This window comes from Leptospira langatensis, assembly GCF_004770615.1.
GTDB classification, from domain to species: domain Bacteria; phylum Spirochaetota; class Leptospiria; order Leptospirales; family Leptospiraceae; genus Leptospira_B; species Leptospira_B langatensis.
This window is the reverse complement of record NZ_RQER01000006.1, coordinates 287241-301878: the sequence shown is the minus strand read 5'-3', so window position 1 is coordinate 301878 and position 14638 is coordinate 287241. Positions and strand designations below refer to the sequence as shown.

The 14638-nt window shown below is 44.1% G+C and carries 15 protein-coding genes; 12 read left to right on the top strand and 3 right to left on the bottom strand.

What is annotated here, in order from left to right; all coding sequences use genetic code 11:
* Positions 1-7: 7 nt before the first annotated feature.
* Complete coding sequence (locus EHO57_RS10680; RefSeq protein ID WP_135644909.1) at positions 8-547, bottom strand: LIMLP_15305 family protein; 540 nt, start codon at positions 545-547, stop codon at positions 8-10.
* A gap of 91 nt (positions 548-638) precedes the next feature.
* Here EHO57_RS10680 and lepB point away from each other — a divergent pair, with 91 nt between their 5' ends.
* The 4 genes from lepB (at position 639) to EHO57_RS10660 (ending at position 5646) form a co-directional block, all read left to right on the top strand.
* The gene (lepB, locus tag EHO57_RS10675; RefSeq protein WP_135644911.1) at positions 639-1235 is read left to right on the top strand and encodes a signal peptidase I; all 597 of its coding nucleotides are present in this window, start codon (positions 639-641) and stop codon (positions 1233-1235) included.
* 178 nt (positions 1236-1413) lie between these two features.
* Positions 1414-3228 (top strand): penicillin-binding protein, encoded by a 1815-nt coding sequence (locus EHO57_RS10670; RefSeq protein WP_135644913.1) that lies wholly within the window; start codon positions 1414-1416, stop codon positions 3226-3228.
* A complete protein-coding gene (locus tag EHO57_RS10665; RefSeq protein WP_135644915.1) occupies positions 3225-5099 on the top strand; it encodes a motility associated factor glycosyltransferase family protein in 1875 nt (624 codons plus the stop codon). The genes EHO57_RS10670 and EHO57_RS10665 overlap by 4 nt, the downstream gene beginning before the upstream one ends.
* Positions 5100-5250: 151 nt before the next feature.
* Positions 5251-5646 (top strand): phasin-related domain-containing protein, encoded by a 396-nt coding sequence (locus EHO57_RS10660; protein ID WP_135644917.1) that lies wholly within the window; start codon positions 5251-5253, stop codon positions 5644-5646.
* A 165-nt stretch (positions 5647-5811) separates the two neighbouring features.
* On the opposite strand, the gene EHO57_RS10655 is transcribed toward EHO57_RS10660, so the two are convergent.
* Positions 5812-7023: an aminotransferase-like domain-containing protein gene (locus EHO57_RS10655; RefSeq protein ID WP_135644919.1), complete on the bottom strand. Its 1212-nt coding sequence runs from the start codon at positions 7021-7023 to the stop codon at positions 5812-5814.
* A gap of 60 nt (positions 7024-7083) precedes the next feature.
* Between EHO57_RS10655 and EHO57_RS10650 the strand changes: the two genes are divergently transcribed.
* The 6 genes from EHO57_RS10650 (at position 7084) to EHO57_RS10625 (ending at position 12529) form a co-directional block, all read left to right on the top strand.
* Entirely contained in the window at positions 7084-8508 is a 1425-nt protein-coding gene (locus EHO57_RS10650) for an aminotransferase-like domain-containing protein (protein WP_135644922.1), read from the top strand.
* Positions 8509-8558: 50 nt separating this feature from the next.
* Positions 8559-9578 (top strand): DUF2804 domain-containing protein, encoded by a 1020-nt coding sequence (locus tag EHO57_RS10645; RefSeq protein ID WP_135644924.1) that lies wholly within the window; start codon positions 8559-8561, stop codon positions 9576-9578.
* 8 nt (positions 9579-9586) lie between these two features.
* A complete protein-coding gene (locus tag EHO57_RS10640) occupies positions 9587-10354 on the top strand; it encodes a PPK2 family polyphosphate kinase (RefSeq protein ID WP_425460783.1) in 768 nt (255 codons plus the stop codon).
* A 112-nt stretch (positions 10355-10466) separates the two neighbouring features.
* The gene (locus EHO57_RS10635) at positions 10467-10841 is read left to right on the top strand and encodes a phasin-related domain-containing protein (RefSeq protein ID WP_135644928.1); all 375 of its coding nucleotides are present in this window, start codon (positions 10467-10469) and stop codon (positions 10839-10841) included.
* Between the two features lie 108 nt (positions 10842-10949).
* Complete coding sequence (locus tag EHO57_RS10630; protein WP_135644930.1) at positions 10950-11762, top strand: hypothetical protein; 813 nt, start codon at positions 10950-10952, stop codon at positions 11760-11762.
* Positions 11762-12529 (top strand): glycerophosphodiester phosphodiesterase, encoded by a 768-nt coding sequence (locus EHO57_RS10625; RefSeq protein ID WP_135644932.1) that lies wholly within the window; start codon positions 11762-11764, stop codon positions 12527-12529. Before EHO57_RS10630 ends, EHO57_RS10625 begins: the two co-directional genes overlap by 1 nt.
* Here EHO57_RS10625 and EHO57_RS10620 read toward each other — a convergent pair.
* Positions 12522-13142 carry a hypothetical protein gene (locus EHO57_RS10620; protein ID WP_135644934.1) on the bottom strand — a complete coding sequence of 207 codons (621 nt, stop codon included), beginning with the start codon at positions 13140-13142 and terminating at the stop codon, positions 12522-12524. The two genes, EHO57_RS10625 and EHO57_RS10620, sit on opposite strands and share 8 nt — an antisense overlap.
* 474 nt (positions 13143-13616) lie before the next feature.
* Between EHO57_RS10620 and EHO57_RS10615 the strand changes: the two genes are divergently transcribed.
* Together EHO57_RS10615 and EHO57_RS10610 are read left to right on the top strand one after the other, a co-directional pair.
* Positions 13617-13901 carry an LIC10235 family protein gene (locus EHO57_RS10615; protein ID WP_010513869.1) on the top strand — a complete coding sequence of 95 codons (285 nt, stop codon included), beginning with the start codon at positions 13617-13619 and terminating at the stop codon, positions 13899-13901.
* Between the two features lie 58 nt (positions 13902-13959).
* Positions 13960-14544: a tetratricopeptide repeat protein gene (locus EHO57_RS10610; protein WP_246050648.1), complete on the top strand. Its 585-nt coding sequence runs from the start codon at positions 13960-13962 to the stop codon at positions 14542-14544.
* The last annotated feature ends 94 nt before the right edge of the window (positions 14545-14638 follow it).

Sequence of the window (14638 nt, the reverse complement as noted above, 5' to 3'; positions counted from 1 at the left end):
AATCAGATTATTGTTTTAGAAAGACATCCCTTCTTTTCTTCAAAGCGGAATCGAATTCGTCCAGTTCTCCTCGGAACTTGCTTACCCAATCTCTTACCGAGTCCATTGTAGACTCCCTAGTCAGACCGTGAGCCTTACACTTTTCGGCTAATTCTTCGGCATGATGAAGAAGGGAATAATCCCATTCTGCAAGCGCTTCTAATTCGGATTCGGTAGCCTTGAAACCGGTACCTAGTCCGTTCAATCCGTAGCTTGCACCGACGATCTCGTTTTTCAATCTTTCCACTAGTGAAAGTAAGACCTCTGTAGAGCCGATTAGATCCAACCTTCTGTCTTTTACGAAATCTTCTTCGATCCTTCGGATCGGTTCTTTTAAGGAATCCAATCTTTTGGAAAGCTCCGCTCTTGCGAGTCTGTCCGCATCATAATACTGATGATTTTTCAGGATGTCTCCGTAAAAAGGAAACTTGGATAAAAAGGCTTTTATGGAACCTTTCTCGGCCTGGAATCTAGAAATATAGCTGGAGACTGGACTGTTCGAGGACATTGCTTAAGATTCGGAGAAAATTTAAAAGCCTGCAAGACAATTTCTTTCTCGATCACTCGGAGTTTAAGTATAAATATGTCAGTTTATATCCATGCAGTCATTGATTCGTTATTTTACTTCATTGAATCATCCGATCTTTCGATGGATTAGGCTAGCCTTCCCGGTACTCTTTGCCGTTTTCCTTGTGCTCTTTCTTCGTATCTTCGTGATCCAATTCTATTTGATCAGTGGGACTAGCATGATGCCTAGCTATAAGGAAAATGATTGGGTCATCGTAAAAAAATGGGGCTTCCCGGCTCAGATCGGTCCTTGGGTGATTCCTCTCTGGGATCCGAGTGTGGATCGATTCGATGTTCTTGTCTTGGATGGGATCGGAACGGAACTCAGTTTAAAAAGAGTGGTCGGTCTAGAAGGAGACTTCTTTCGTTTTTCGGAGGGAAGGATACTCATCAACGATTCTTCTCTCGAAGAGCCATTCATCAATTCAGGTTATAAAACACAGCCACCTTCCAATTCCATTCTTCCTGTGATCGGTGTTGCGGGGAATATTGAGATAGGAGATTCGGGTCGCATTCCTCCGGGATATATTTTGGTATTAGGGGATAACAGAGAGTTCTCCACCGACTCCCGAAACTATGGGCTGATCCCTTTTCGAAAACTCAGAGGAAAGGTGATCGCAAGTTTCTAGACATTGCAGGTTCCTTTGGGTCTTTCCAACTTCGAGATGTGGGAACTGACTTCTTTCGAAAAGCTCCGTTCTTAATGGGTTTTAGTCTAAGGAAAAGGAGAAGATTTCACTTGTACTGAAAAAGCTCTTCTCCTATTCTGAAAAAGGCCGAAACTAGAAATGGGAAAGAATCGAAGGAATGGATTATAATCTCTTAAACCGCAAACGGTTCACGATCCTATTCGTTCTACTCTGCGTATTTTTTACAGGGCTCCTATTTCGTGTCGGCTTTCTAGTTTTCTTCAACGATAGAGAGATCGCATTCAAGAACGGAGAAAGGATCCTAAGAGGAGCCATCTACGATAGGAGAGGGATTGAACTGGCTCTTTCCATTGATTCTTCTACCATAGGGATCTACCCAGGCAATGTGTACGATCCGAACTTTACCGCAGTACAGATCTCTCCATATCTAGACATTCCTCCGGAAAGGATCGAGTCCTTGATCCGAGAGAAGAGCAGATACTTTCTTTTAAAGAGAGAGATAGACGATACGACAGCGAGTCGGGTCATGGAAATGGCCTTGCCCGGAGTTCGTAGAGAAAGAGAATTCAAGAGAGTATATCCTCATGGAAGTCTCGCGGCGAGCCTTATCGGCTTTACAGGAATGGACGACGATAAGGCTCTCTCCGGTTTAGAATATTATTATAATCGAGAACTCATGACCCCGACGGATAGCGATCCGACTCGAGGGGCTAACGTGCATTTGACCTTGGACGGTCTTATACAATTCAAATTAGAAAAAGCATTAGGCAAAAGATTCGAAGAGACAGGAGCCAAAAGAGCAGTCGGGCTCCTAATGGAGATCCATACTGGAAGAATATTGGCTATGGCGAGTTTTCCTTCTTTCGATCCGAATCGATATGCCTCTTTCGAAGAATATACTCATACCAACTGGGCCGTTCGTCACGTATACGAACCCGGTTCCACGATGAAGATCTTTCTCGCGAGTATATTACTTAATGAAAATTTAATACGTCCGGACGAAAAATTCGAATGTCCAGGTTATGTGGATTACGGAAAGACCAGGATCAAATGCACTCACGTCCACGGAAAGGTCAACTTAGAGGAGATATTGCAGTATTCTTGCAATGCCGGTATTATCAAAGCGGCTTCTAAGATCCCGAACGATGTACTTTTCGAATATATGAAGCGATTTCGTTTTGGGGACAGATCGGGACTTCTTCCGAATGAGTCGGTCGGATACATGCCGAACTTGAACAAATGGACTCCTACGACTCCTATGTTCATGGCGATCGGACAGGGGATCTCCGTAACTCCGATCCAGCTAGTTGCATCCGCCGCTTCCATTGTGAATGGGGGAAGGTTCATCACTCCTAGAGTAGTTTCCCATATTACCGATCCATACGGAGAGGTGCTGCATGAATTCCGCTCCGAAGAAGCTCCCGTGGGGATCAAAGAATATAGTACCGAAAAACTTTTGAGAGCGATGACCAGAGTGGTCCAAGCCGGAACGGGAAAGAACGCTTATATCCAAGAATATTCCATCGCCGGAAAGACCGGAACAGGACAGAAATCCGTATCCGGTCGAGGATACCAAGACGGATTATGGTCCGCGTCCTTCTTAGGATTTTTTCCTGCGGATAAGCCTAAAGTCGTTGGCTTGATCTTATTCGATGAGCCGAGAGGAGACAGCCATACGGGAGGAGGACTTGCCGCTCCCGTATTCAGAGAAGTGGTAGAGAATATCATTCCTATCATAGAGCAGGGAGAAAGAACCGTAGACGTTCGACTTCCCAAGCTGGATCGCAAACCTTTGCATTACAAGTCGGATCGTCTACCTGATCTTTCCGGGAAAAGCAAGAGAGAAGTCATAGAGCTACTCGCTCCATTAGAAGTTCCTTATAAACTGCACGGAAGCGGATTCTGTTACGAACAAGAACCTGCAGCAGGATCTTCGTACGAAGGAAAAAGGATCAATATATTCTTCCAATGAACGAGGTTAACTCGGAACTGTTAGAGAAAAACCTGGAGATCCTTAGAAGCTTAGCTCCAGAGGCTGCGGAGAGGATCGAATCTTCTGAACAGGAATTAGAGCTCTTAGAAACGAATACAGGCCTTCCTACTCTTAAGATCGGTACCGTTTATTTACATAGTACGAGAGATCCTTGGACAGAATCCGTTCGACAACTAGCCGAGTTGAATAAGGGAGACGAAGAGAGAGCATTCCTTTTCTTCGGGGCAGGGCTCGGTTATTCCATCAGGCATGCTCTCGAATTCGATAAGATCATCTGTGTCTGGATGGAACCATTTCCGGAGATCATACGTTATGCGTTCTCTATCTACGATTTTTCCGAATTCATAAAATCCGGGCGATTGAGAGTATTCCTTCCTCCGTATGAGGAAAATGCGTTTTACGAGGGCTTTAAAGGGATCTCGGGATTGCCGGTCAGTTTTATCCCTCATAGAGGAAGCTTGCAATGGAAGACGGAAGAATACCAGGAACTCAGATTTCTTGCGGAAACATTCTTTCATAAAAAGGATGTAAATACAGCTACACTTACTAGATTTGAGAAGGTCTGGACCGGGAATTTTCTCAGAAATCTTCCGGAGTTAGCGGATCTACAACCGATCCGAGAACTCTTCGGTATCTGCAGATCCAAAGTGGATGTGGTGGTCTGCGGAGCGGGTCCTTCTCTCTATCTTTCCTTACCTGAGTTAAAGGAATATAGGGAAAATTTCCTACTGATCGCGGTAGATACTGCGTTACTCATCCTTCAAAAAATGGGAATAGATCCGGATCTAGTATTCAGCGTGGATCCTCAGCCTCTCAATTCCAAATATTTAGAAGGCTATACCGGCAAGGCCAGGTTTGTATTCGATCCGACCACTTCCTATCATTCATTAAGAATGCCTTATATGGAGAGAGATCAATTTATAACTTCTTCTCCTTTTCCTTGGATCAAACTGGTAGAAGAAGCGACCCCAGAAGGATTAGGGTCCGTAGATTTCGGAGGATCTGTTTCTACGAATGCAACCAGTCTTGCGGAGAAGATGGATGCAAGATCCATACTATTGCTAGGGCAGGATCTTTCCTTTCCGGGCACACAAGCCCATTGTAAGGGGGCAATCTTGGAGGAAAGACTGAATTTCCAAGAATCACGTAAGTTTAGACGGGAACATCATAACTATAAACAAATGACTGCGCTTCCCGCAAAATGGGTAGAGTCTGTAAACGGAAAGAAACTAAGGACAAACGAAAAACTTCTTATCTTTAAGAAATGGTTTGAAGAAAGACAAAAGGATCGTCCTTGGAGAAACCTAGGCAAGGACGGGGCGAGGCTTGAGGGAATTATCGCTACAAACTTTGCCAATTGGTTCCAAGAAAATCCTACCGATCTGTCAGCAGTAGAGGAAGTCCGGCTTAAGATACGATCTCCCAAAGAGCCGGCAATCGATCGGAAGAACATGTTGGGATCCCTTCTCAAAGTTCATAAGGAATTAAAAGAATTCAAGATCCAAGTAGGTAAGGGAGAAGCCTTGTCTAAGAAGATCTACGACCTCATCCAAAAAGGAGAGAAGGACAAGGATTCTATCCGAGTCGCGTTACGCGAAATATCCTCCATAGACGATGCGATCAGTTCGAAAAAAGGACTGACCGAATTTTTGGGCATCAGTTTACAGAGAGTCATCTTGGCGATCACAGAGGGTTATGATACGGAACTTACCTTAGAAGAAAAGAAGAACGAACGATTGTCCATAGCCAAGAAGAGCCTGCTTCTCTATTCCGGTCTAAAGACAGCGACCGAAATGAATATTCGCCTCCTAAACAAATCCTTATTCAGATTCGCTCCAAATCGCGAATAAACCCAAAATCTCTGACATAATTGCGTCGCATTGCATTTTTCGGGCCAAAAAAAGGCTCTGGAAAAAATTTTCATTTTTTCCTTGACGACCGTTGTGCTATGCACTAAAAGTGGATTGTGCGTCGCACAACGACGCGCCCAAGGAGCACAAAATGGAAAAACAAATTCTAGATATCCTAAACGCAGGTCTCGGTATTGTTAAGAGCGGTCAAGAAGGTCTGGAAAAAGCGAAAGCAGATTTTACTAAGAGTTTCCAAGAACTCGCAGCTAAAGGCGCTTCCGACAATTCAGAAGCTTCTGTTCGTGTTCGTGAGTTCGTAGACAAATTCTTGAACGAAGCGAAAGAACTGACCACCGCAGCTAACAAAACCTACGAAGATTCTCGCGCTAAGGCCCTTGAAATCTATAGCCAAATTGTTGAGGAAGCTAAGAAAATCGTTCCTCAAGAGCAAATTGACGCTATTAAGGCTAAATTCAGCGAAGTTACTGAGACTGTTGTTAAAAAAGCAACTCCTGCTCCAGCAGCTCCAGCAAAGAAAACTGCTTAATCAGCCCTTTGAACCTCCCATATCGGCGGGAGTTTCTTCCCGCCGAATATTTTTTCCTTCCTTTCTACTTCATAAAAACCTAAACTACTAACAGCTTATTTTTTCGGCTCTACTTCGCGTCCTGATCCATGTGCGTGTTGAAAAAGTAGGGAAGAGCGATTGCTCTCAGAGTGAAGAATAAATATCGAAAAGTCGTTTGATCCCTTTTTCGGTCTCTTCTTCGCTTGCGTTAGAAAAATTCCAGCGAAGGTGATTGCGGACCGGTTCTCCTATATAAAAGGCGGAGCCAGGAACAGTGGCCAGTCCCGCCTGTAATGATTTTCGAAAGAGCACGTCCGTATCGATGCTTTTCGGAAATTCCAGCCAGAAGAAGAGACCTCCATTCGGAACACGAAAGGGGATCGAAGATCCGAATGTATCTTGCAAGCATTTGGAAGTATGCAGGGCTTTTCGTTTATATACGTCCCTGATCTTAGAAAGATGAGCCTCGTACTTGGAAGAAGAAACGAATTGGAATACTAGTTCTTGGCCGATGGTAGGAGAATGCAGATCCATAGACTGCTTTTGAACGATCAGATCTTGGATCATAGGTTTAGGGGCCCGGATCCAACCCACTCTTAGGCCAGGGGACAATGTCTTGGAGAAGGTCCCAATGGAAACCGTTCGCTCCGGATCCAGATCATATAAGGAAATCGGAATATTTCCGTTAAAGCTGAGTTCTCTATAGGCAGTGTCCTCTAAAAGAGGAAGACCATACGACGAAGAGATCTCGCTGAGTTTTTCCCTAACCTTGGAAGAGTAAGAACCTCCGGAAGGATTTTGGAAATCAGGAATACAGTAGAAGAACTTGGGCTTCTGAGCAGAAGTTCGCAAGATATGTTCCAGTTGCTCCGTATTCGGACCTTCTTCCGGATCATAATCCACTCCAAGAAAATTGGGGGAATAAGAAGAGAATACTTGGATGGCTCCTAGATAGCTTGGTCTTTCTAAGATGATATTGGAACCTTCTTCAATAAAATATCTACTGACAAGATCCAATGCTTGCTGGGAAGCGCTAGTAATAATGATCTCTTCGGGAGAAGATCCATGATAATATCGTTCTGCGATCCAGGCTCTTAGATCCGGATGACCTTGCGTGTCCGCATATTGGAACAATTTAGGTCCTTTTTGAAGCGCCGATCTCTGAAAGATCTCCGTCAATTCTTGCACTGGGAACAAGGAATCGTCAGGAAGTCCTCCGGCAAAAGAGATCACGTTAGGCGAATCTATAACCTTGAGTATATCTCTAGTAACCGAGACTGGGGTCTTGCTCGTTCTGGAAGAAGGTCGAAAGCTTTCCGTAAAATTCGACCCGGATCTTGTAATTAGCTTGCTCATGCCTTATGGATTGTTTATACATTGTTTCAGATCTCCCATACAGATACAGAAATCAATTTTATGACCAGTACAGATCGGGCTCATACAAAATACTCTCGGATCGCAGTCTCGCTGATCGGAAGGATAGAATCAGGAGAATTTCCTCCGGGCTCCAAACTTCCTTCCTTAAGAAAGATCTGTTCCTCGGAAGAATGCAATCTCTCTACGGCTGTAGAAGCATTCGGTATCTTGCAAGAGAGGGGATTTATCAGCGGAAGAGAGAGATCCGGATATTATGTTCTTCCTCGTCCGGAAGTATTCTCCCAATTCAGGTTGGGAAAACCGGTACGAGTTCCGAACCCTAGCGTTCCAGAGGAAGTCAGTTCCTTGATGTCGGAGCTAGCGGATCCTAGTTTTATTCCTTTCGGTGCGGCTGTCCCCGATCCACAGTTCTTGCCGAATTCGGCCTTGCAAAAAGCATATAAGGAATCCTTAAAGGATCAGCAAGTATATAAATACACTGACGCAGCAGGTCTATTCGAGCTTAGAAAGAAGATCGCGATACGAGCCTCCGGAAAGGAAAGAAGGGTTTCTCCCGAAGAGGTTTTCATCACGTTGGGTTGTTCCGAGGCGGCGTTTTCCGCGTTAAGTCTTTCTTTGAAGCCCGGAGACAAGGTTGCGGTGGAATCTCCTCTTCATTTTGTTTTGTATCAAATATTAGAAAAATTGAAACTAAAGGCGGTTGAGATCCCCACGAATCCTTATACAGGATTGGATCTGGATTCTTATCTTTCCGTCGCCAAGAAAGAAGCTCCTAAGTTCCTGATCACGATCCCTACTTTCTCGAACCCGAGCGGTAGTCTTATGCCCACAGAATCTAAGAAAGAACTACTTCGTATCTCGAATCGATTCGGGATCAGGATCTTAGAAGACGATATTTACGGGGACCTGCAACATGCGGGAGGAATTCGTCCTCCTTCTCTTCTTTCTTTGGATAAGGAAGGCATAGTCATTCAGGTCTCTTCTCTTTCTAAATCAGTGAATCCCGGCTTACGGATCGGATGGATGATCACTGCAAAAGACCAAGTGGAGAAGGCACGACAATTGAGATTGGTAGAATCCATCTCCTTGCCGGCCGTTCCCCAGTTGGCGGCCTCTTATTTTATCGGTTCCTTGGCTCACGAAAGGCATCTAAGGGAATTTAGAAGAAGGTTGAGCGGACTCGTCTTATCTTATGCGGATTCTTTCTTGGAGCATTTTCCGAAAGGAACCGTTGTGCCGATCCCGAAAGGAGGCTTCTTACTTTGGATCGAACTTCCGAAGGGAAAAGATTCCAGGAGACTTAGATTCCAAGCGGCTAAGAAAAAGATCAGTTTGGTACCAGGAAATCTTTTCTCCTTATCCGGAAAATACGTGAGTAATTTCAGGATCAATGCAGGAGTTCTTATGGGTCCTAGGGTTTTATCCGCAATCCAAACCTTGGGAAAAATCGCAAAAGAGATCTAGATTAAATCATTGTGAGTCAGAATCCGTTCGGATTATTGTCGTAAGCGCACATGAATTTAGAAACGGAAATCCAACAGGCTTCGGTTTTATGCAGCCCGAATGGAAAAGTAAATCGCAACGGGATCGGTTGGTCCAAGACCCCGATACATAGATGTAATGTCCAAGGTCACTGGCCCAGAAAGAAAAAATGGAATTACTGGTGCTTCTATGATAAGAATTTTTTAGCCTCCTTTACGATTTCCGATCTGGATTATGCGGGAGTCATTTTCTGTTATTGGTTGGATCGTAAGACAGGAGAATTCCAGGAAAGTACAGTGATCACTCCTTTTGGAAAAGGCACTCTCCTTGGACAAACCGTTTCTAGTAGCGCTCGTTTCGAAGGAAAACAAGGTTTCTTGGATTTTAAAACAAGAGAAGACGGGGCTTATCTGATCTCCGTAGACTTTATGAAAGGTAGCCCGAAGGCCATTAAAGCGGATCTTATATTAGAAATCCCTAATCAATGGGAAAGCCTGAATGTTGTCGTTCCTTGGAGCGCAAATCGTTTTCAATATACTCATAAATTATTCGGACTTGGTGTAAAGGGAAAGGTAGAGTTCGGTACAAGATCCTACGAGTTCCAACCCAAGGATTCTTTTGCCGTTCTGGATTACGGAAGAGGGGTCTGGCCTTATTCCACTCACTGGAATTGGGCATCCATGTCGTACCGACCCGTATCTAACGAGGTGTACGGGGTCAATCTGGGCGGAGGATGGACAGACGGAACGGGAACCACTGAGAACGCTTTATTGATCAACGGTAGGATCTATAAGATCCCTTCTGTGGTTGCATTTGAATTCGATAAGAAGGATCCGAAAAAACCTTGGATGATCTACAGCAAAGAGAGCAAGGCGGTAGAGTTGGTATTCACTCCAGACTTCCATCGAAAGGCAGCTTCTAATTTCGGGATCATCGCCTCTAAAGTAGACCAGATGATCGGAAGTTTTGACGGAGTGCTTCGAGTCGGTAAGAACGAATTTAGGATTGAAAGCGGACAAGGCTGGGCCGAGAATCATATCGCTCGCTGGTAAAATACATGATCCAACTCTCTGAATATTCTACAGAACCTACGGAATCCATCGAAAAGGAAGAAGCGGAAAGGATCCGTCTAGAGGATCTCGAAAAAATTTCAGAGTTACAGACTAGGCTATTTGCGAGTAAGAAAAAATCCCTGCTTATCGTTTTGCAGGGAGTGGACGCCTCCGGAAAGGACGGCAGCGTTAAGAAATTATTCGCAGGCCTGAATCCGTTAGGCTGTACTTGCCAGGCTTGGAAGGCTCCTACGAACGAAGAACTGAGTCACGATTTCCTGTGGAGGATCCACAAGGCGGTTCCTGCAAAGGGATGGATCCAGATCTTCAATCGTTCTCAATATGAGGATATACTTGTGCCTTATGTACAAGGGTCCTTGGATAAGGAGAGGCTTCACTCTAGATTGGATGCGATCTGCTTCTTCGAGGATCATCTGGTGCGAGAGAATGATACTCAGATCCTAAAATTCTTTCTAAATGTCTCTAAGAAAGAACAGAAGAAAAGGATCGAAGAGAGAATGGTCGATCCTACTAAGAATTGGAAGTTCGATCCGAGTGATCTGGACGCCCACGAAAAATTCCATGAGTACCAAAACGCATACGAATTCATCTTCAATCATTCCAAGGATGCCATTCCCTGGGAGATCATCCCCGCAGATAAGAAATGGTTCCGGGACTATCTGATCACAAAGGCAGTCAGAAAACGTCTGGAGAAGATGGATCTAACCTATCCCGAGCTGCATCCGGCCTTAAAACTTCCTTCTTCCCAAGAATAATTTTTTTCTATTTTTTCTCCCTTTTTATGAATTCTCGATTGACCCTTTTTGTGCGGTGCAATAAAAGTGGATTGTGCGCCGCACTAAATACGCGGGCCTAAAGGAGAGAAAAATGGAAAAGCAACTGTTGGATATTCTGAACGCTGGTATCGGTCTTTTGAAATCAGGTCAGGAAGGTTTAGACAAAGCGAAAGGCGACCTAGAAAAAACTTACGGTGAACTAGTCGCTAAAGGTGCTGCTGACAATTCCGAAACTTCCGTTAAGATCCGCGAGTCTGTTGACAAGCTTCTGAACGAGATTAAAGAAGTTTCCACTGTGGCTGGAAAAAACTACGAAGATACTCGCTCTAAAATCGTAGAAAAGTACAACCAAATTTCTGAAGAAATTAAGAAACGCGTTCCGGAAGGACAACTCGAGGCTGTTAAAGCAAAACTTGCTGAAGTAGCTGACACGATCAAAGCTACTGCTACTAAGGCAAAAGCTTAATCCCTTTGTTCTAAAAGCGGGCGTGGGATCTCTCTCGCCTGCTAATTTCTTCCTCTTATCTGTTTCGCCCTGCTTGACATTTTGCCCATTCGGGTGTCTATGCAAGGGATGTCCTTCCCCCGAAATTCGATCTTCAGATTCCTTTCTATTTCGACTGTTCTATTATCCGTCTTATTCTTTCATTCTGTCCGGGTCTTTGGGCAAGAGGCTCCTACCATCGAAAAATCCCAAGATGCTCCCAGACCAAGTCCTTTAAACGGTCTTCCTCCGGATAGAAAACCGGCGGAGCCCAGTCAGTCGGATCTAAGGGAAAAATTCAAGAACCAGATCGGCGGATTTGCCTTTGATCGATATTACTCGGTCCAAGTGGCCCGAATGTTGGATTCCCAATGGGCGATCGGGTTTAACGCATATAGCAATACTTATGTGAACCGTTTCGATAATGATGTAGGTTATGCTCTCTATCCCAGTCAAAACGTTTTCGGAAGATTGAGAAACATCGAAGATAAATACAGGGGCGGAGCCTTTTTCGTGCAGAGATATTTGTTGGACTCTCCCTTCTTCTTTTCTCTTTGGTTGGGAAGGGAAAACTATCTGAGGAACGAATCCAATTTTTATTGGGAGGCCGCAGGTAAGACCTACAGATTCGAAAAGGATTCCTTCAGTTCGGGACCTCGTAATTTTGCAGGTATAGGGACGGGCTTCCGATTCCAAACCCAGTCCGGCTTCTTCTTCGGATGGGAAGCGGTTTATAATTGGTATTTTCCGTACAAAAGTTCCTTCTCCGTTTCGGATCTCTATTATTCGGATCGAGTTGCAAGCACGGGAGATCTACTGTATCGGAAATATGCCTATCAGAATAGCGAGAGATTGCCTAGTACTAGCTTCGGCTTGAACCTTTTTGTGGGCCTTGCATTCTAGTGGGCCTCGATCCTTTTTCCATTCCTAAACCGTGGGTCATCGCGCATAGAGGGGATAGCGGGGAATATCCGGAAAATACTCTATTATCTTTCCGTAAAGCTGTAGAGATCAAAGCAGATTGGATAGAATTGGATATCACTTACTCTGCGGACAATCAGATCGTAGTCATTCATGACGATAGCTTGGATCGGACCACCGATAAAAAAGGAGAGATCCGTCATCTTTCTTATAATGCCATCCGCAATTCGGATGCGGGTTCTTGGAAGCATCCTAAATTCAAAGGGGAACCGGTCCCGAATCTTTGGGAAGTCTGGGACTTTCTAAAGGACAAGGAGATCGGTTTGAATGTAGAGATCAAATCCACAGCGTACGAAGAGATACCGATCGAGACCGCGATCGAACAGGAATTGATCGATTACGCAAAGAAGAATTCCCTTTTTTCCAAGACCTTATTCTCTTCCTTTTGCTGGGATTCTCTCGCTCGACTGAGGGAGCTTTCCGTAGATGCAAAGTTAGGGATATTGATCGGAGAAGAGTCTTCTTCTTGGATGGACGCGTTAGAGTTAGGATTTCGTCTGAATGCGTTTAGTTTGAATCTTTCGATACATGAGCTGGACCCCGAGATCGTTTCCAAGATCCAAGGAGAAGGCTTTAAAGTCCTAGTCTATACTTTGAATTCGGAAGAAGAACTCAAGAAAGGGATCAGTTTGGGAGTAGACGGGATCTTTACCAACTTCCCTGCAAGAATGAGGTCTTTGCTTACTTGACTTCCACTCTTGCGAATTGATCCAGTTCGATCTGCCAGAGTTTCATCATTTCGTTTAATACGATCATTACCGGCGCACTCGGTGAGTCGAATCGATCCGCGTCGAAGGAATCCGTTTCATTAAATCCGGAGATGGCCTTGATCTCCTCGGCATTCGTTCTAAATCTAAAGATCTCGAATTCCTCGATCCCTCTAGTGGCTCCGTTCTTTATGAAGAATGGCTTGATCAGACTCATTCTATACTTTCCAAAACGAATTTCATTTAATGCCTGTAGGAAACGATAGGTTTCCAAAGCTAACTCCACTTTCATCCGGATCGCGTACTGGCTAGATTCTAAAAAAGTAAGTGCGGAAGTACCACCAAAGCCCATATAGATATCGTACTTGGAGCCTTGTTCATCTTGGTTGGAAGTGATCTCTATTTCCTTTAACCTTTCACCAAAAAGAGTAAGTGCGACGGCCTTTATCTTTTCCTCTTCGGACATACTAGCATCGGAAAGAACTGCTCTTACTTTCTCTTTAGGAGTTTGCTTGCAGTTGTTGAATCCAGCAAACGCCAAAAAGACGCAAAATACAGCTTTGGATCTTAAGTTTAGATTCGGAAGAAGTTTCATTTTGCCTACGAGTAAGGAAGGTTCCTGTAAAGAAATATGACTTATTTTCAGGAAAAAATCCATCTTAAAACAACGGTTTTGTGCCTTCTCTCCTTCAAGTAATAAGACTTACTCTCAAGGTGAATTTTATTTGAATATCCCTTAAAGGCTCGGCTTTACGGCGTTAGTTTGGATCGTCTTATTTATCTATGATCTTGCACAAGTACTCCGTTATATGATTGGGTGTTGGAAATAAATTTCCATAATTGTCGTGATTTGGTATAAAACGACTTAACGTTGGCTTTCTCCAATCAATAGCTACCTTTAGCCGTTAATCGTTAGCCGAAACAGGGAGCTTATGACGTAGATTTTTATTAAAATATGTGTAAGCTAATACGGCTTTTGTCAAAAAATTTAACGTTGTGTTATGCGGAAAATTAAAAACACTTTACTACTTTTGTAAGAATATAACTCTTGTTACGTCAGTTAACATTTATGAAACCAAAGAAAGTCACTAACGATGATTTGGAAAAGATCATCGCCGGGGTTAAGACTCAAGCAGTGGAAGCTATTGGGAATTACCTCTACAAAGGATTTCGCATACAGGTTAGTAAATATAACCTGTCAGGGGCGGAGAGGGTTCAGCTCCTTTACCAAAGGAGAAGAAAAGAAGGTCTTTGTATCGTCTGCGGAACCAAGGTGGGTAAGAAAAACCCGTCTACTGGAAGGTTATATCGCCTCTGCGAATTCCACCGGAAGAAAATAGATAAAAAAAAGTAATTCATAAAATCCGGAAAACGACTGATAATCTATACAGAGATCTCTCTGGTAGGTTGCCTTGTTTTCCGGATTTTATTTCAACGAAGGGAAATCCTTCCCAACTTCTTCCAATTCATCGGCGTCTCGCCTTTCTCTGATCGCCTTCTTCCTATTGCTCTTACTTCTTCCTTTGTCGATCTTCTCACAAGGGGAAACTCCTTCTAAACAAGGCCCTTCCGATCCGGATATACTCTTTCGAGTTGCGGAAGAAGCATATAAGGATCGTCGCTTCTTTCAATCCATCGAAAGTCTTCGGAATTTTCTGGTACTTTACCCCGGGAATTCGAAGAAAACCAGAGTTCTCTCCCTTCTCCGGGATTGTTTTCTGAAATTGGATCGCCCTGAGAAAGCATTAGAAGTGAGTCTGGACCTCTACAAAATGGAACCTACGGGAGAATCGGGTCTAGAATCCTACTTGGAAGCCGGACGGCTATTAGCCAGGATGGGAGAAATTGACCAAGCGAAGCAGATTTTCTCTTCGATTTGCAGGCAATCCTACTCCAGAGCTGTGGCAGAAAAAGCAGCACTTGAGTTTTCGGGAATTGATTTGCTTTCCGAAAGGGACGAGCCTTCTCCCGAAGGGGAATCTTGCCGCGAAAAATAAGGAAAGGCTAGGTTTTCAGTCCGAATTCCCCTATTACGAGCCGATACTAGTTTGTAGTTGAACTCCCGCGGCGGGAATTTTTAATCTCTGGTAA

What these genes read in the sequence shown, in the direction of transcription:
- EHO57_RS10650 (WP_135644922.1), top strand. Translation starts at nt 7,084, where the DNA reads ATGACCAGTACAGATCGGGCTCATACAAAATACTCTCGGATCGCAGTC.
- EHO57_RS10680 (WP_135644909.1), bottom strand. Translation starts at nt 547, where the DNA reads ATGTCCTCGAACAGTCCAGTCTCCAGCTATATTTCTAGATTCCAGGCC.
- EHO57_RS10615 (WP_010513869.1), top strand. Translation starts at nt 13,617, where the DNA reads ATGAAACCAAAGAAAGTCACTAACGATGATTTGGAAAAGATCATCGCC.
- EHO57_RS10620 (WP_135644934.1), bottom strand. Translation starts at nt 13,142, where the DNA reads ATGAAACTTCTTCCGAATCTAAACTTAAGATCCAAAGCTGTATTTTGC.
- EHO57_RS10655 (WP_135644919.1), bottom strand. Translation starts at nt 7,023, where the DNA reads ATGAGCAAGCTAATTACAAGATCCGGGTCGAATTTTACGGAAAGCTTT.
- EHO57_RS10635 (WP_135644928.1), top strand. Translation starts at nt 10,467, where the DNA reads ATGGAAAAGCAACTGTTGGATATTCTGAACGCTGGTATCGGTCTTTTG.
- EHO57_RS10665 (WP_135644915.1), top strand. Translation starts at nt 3,225, where the DNA reads ATGAACGAGGTTAACTCGGAACTGTTAGAGAAAAACCTGGAGATCCTT.
- EHO57_RS10645 (WP_135644924.1), top strand. Translation starts at nt 8,559, where the DNA reads ATGAATTTAGAAACGGAAATCCAACAGGCTTCGGTTTTATGCAGCCCG.
- EHO57_RS10630 (WP_135644930.1), top strand. Translation starts at nt 10,950, where the DNA reads ATGTCCTTCCCCCGAAATTCGATCTTCAGATTCCTTTCTATTTCGACT.
- lepB (WP_135644911.1), top strand. Translation starts at nt 639, where the DNA reads ATGCAGTCATTGATTCGTTATTTTACTTCATTGAATCATCCGATCTTT.
- EHO57_RS10660 (WP_135644917.1), top strand. Translation starts at nt 5,251, where the DNA reads ATGGAAAAACAAATTCTAGATATCCTAAACGCAGGTCTCGGTATTGTT.
- EHO57_RS10670 (WP_135644913.1), top strand. Translation starts at nt 1,414, where the DNA reads ATGGATTATAATCTCTTAAACCGCAAACGGTTCACGATCCTATTCGTT.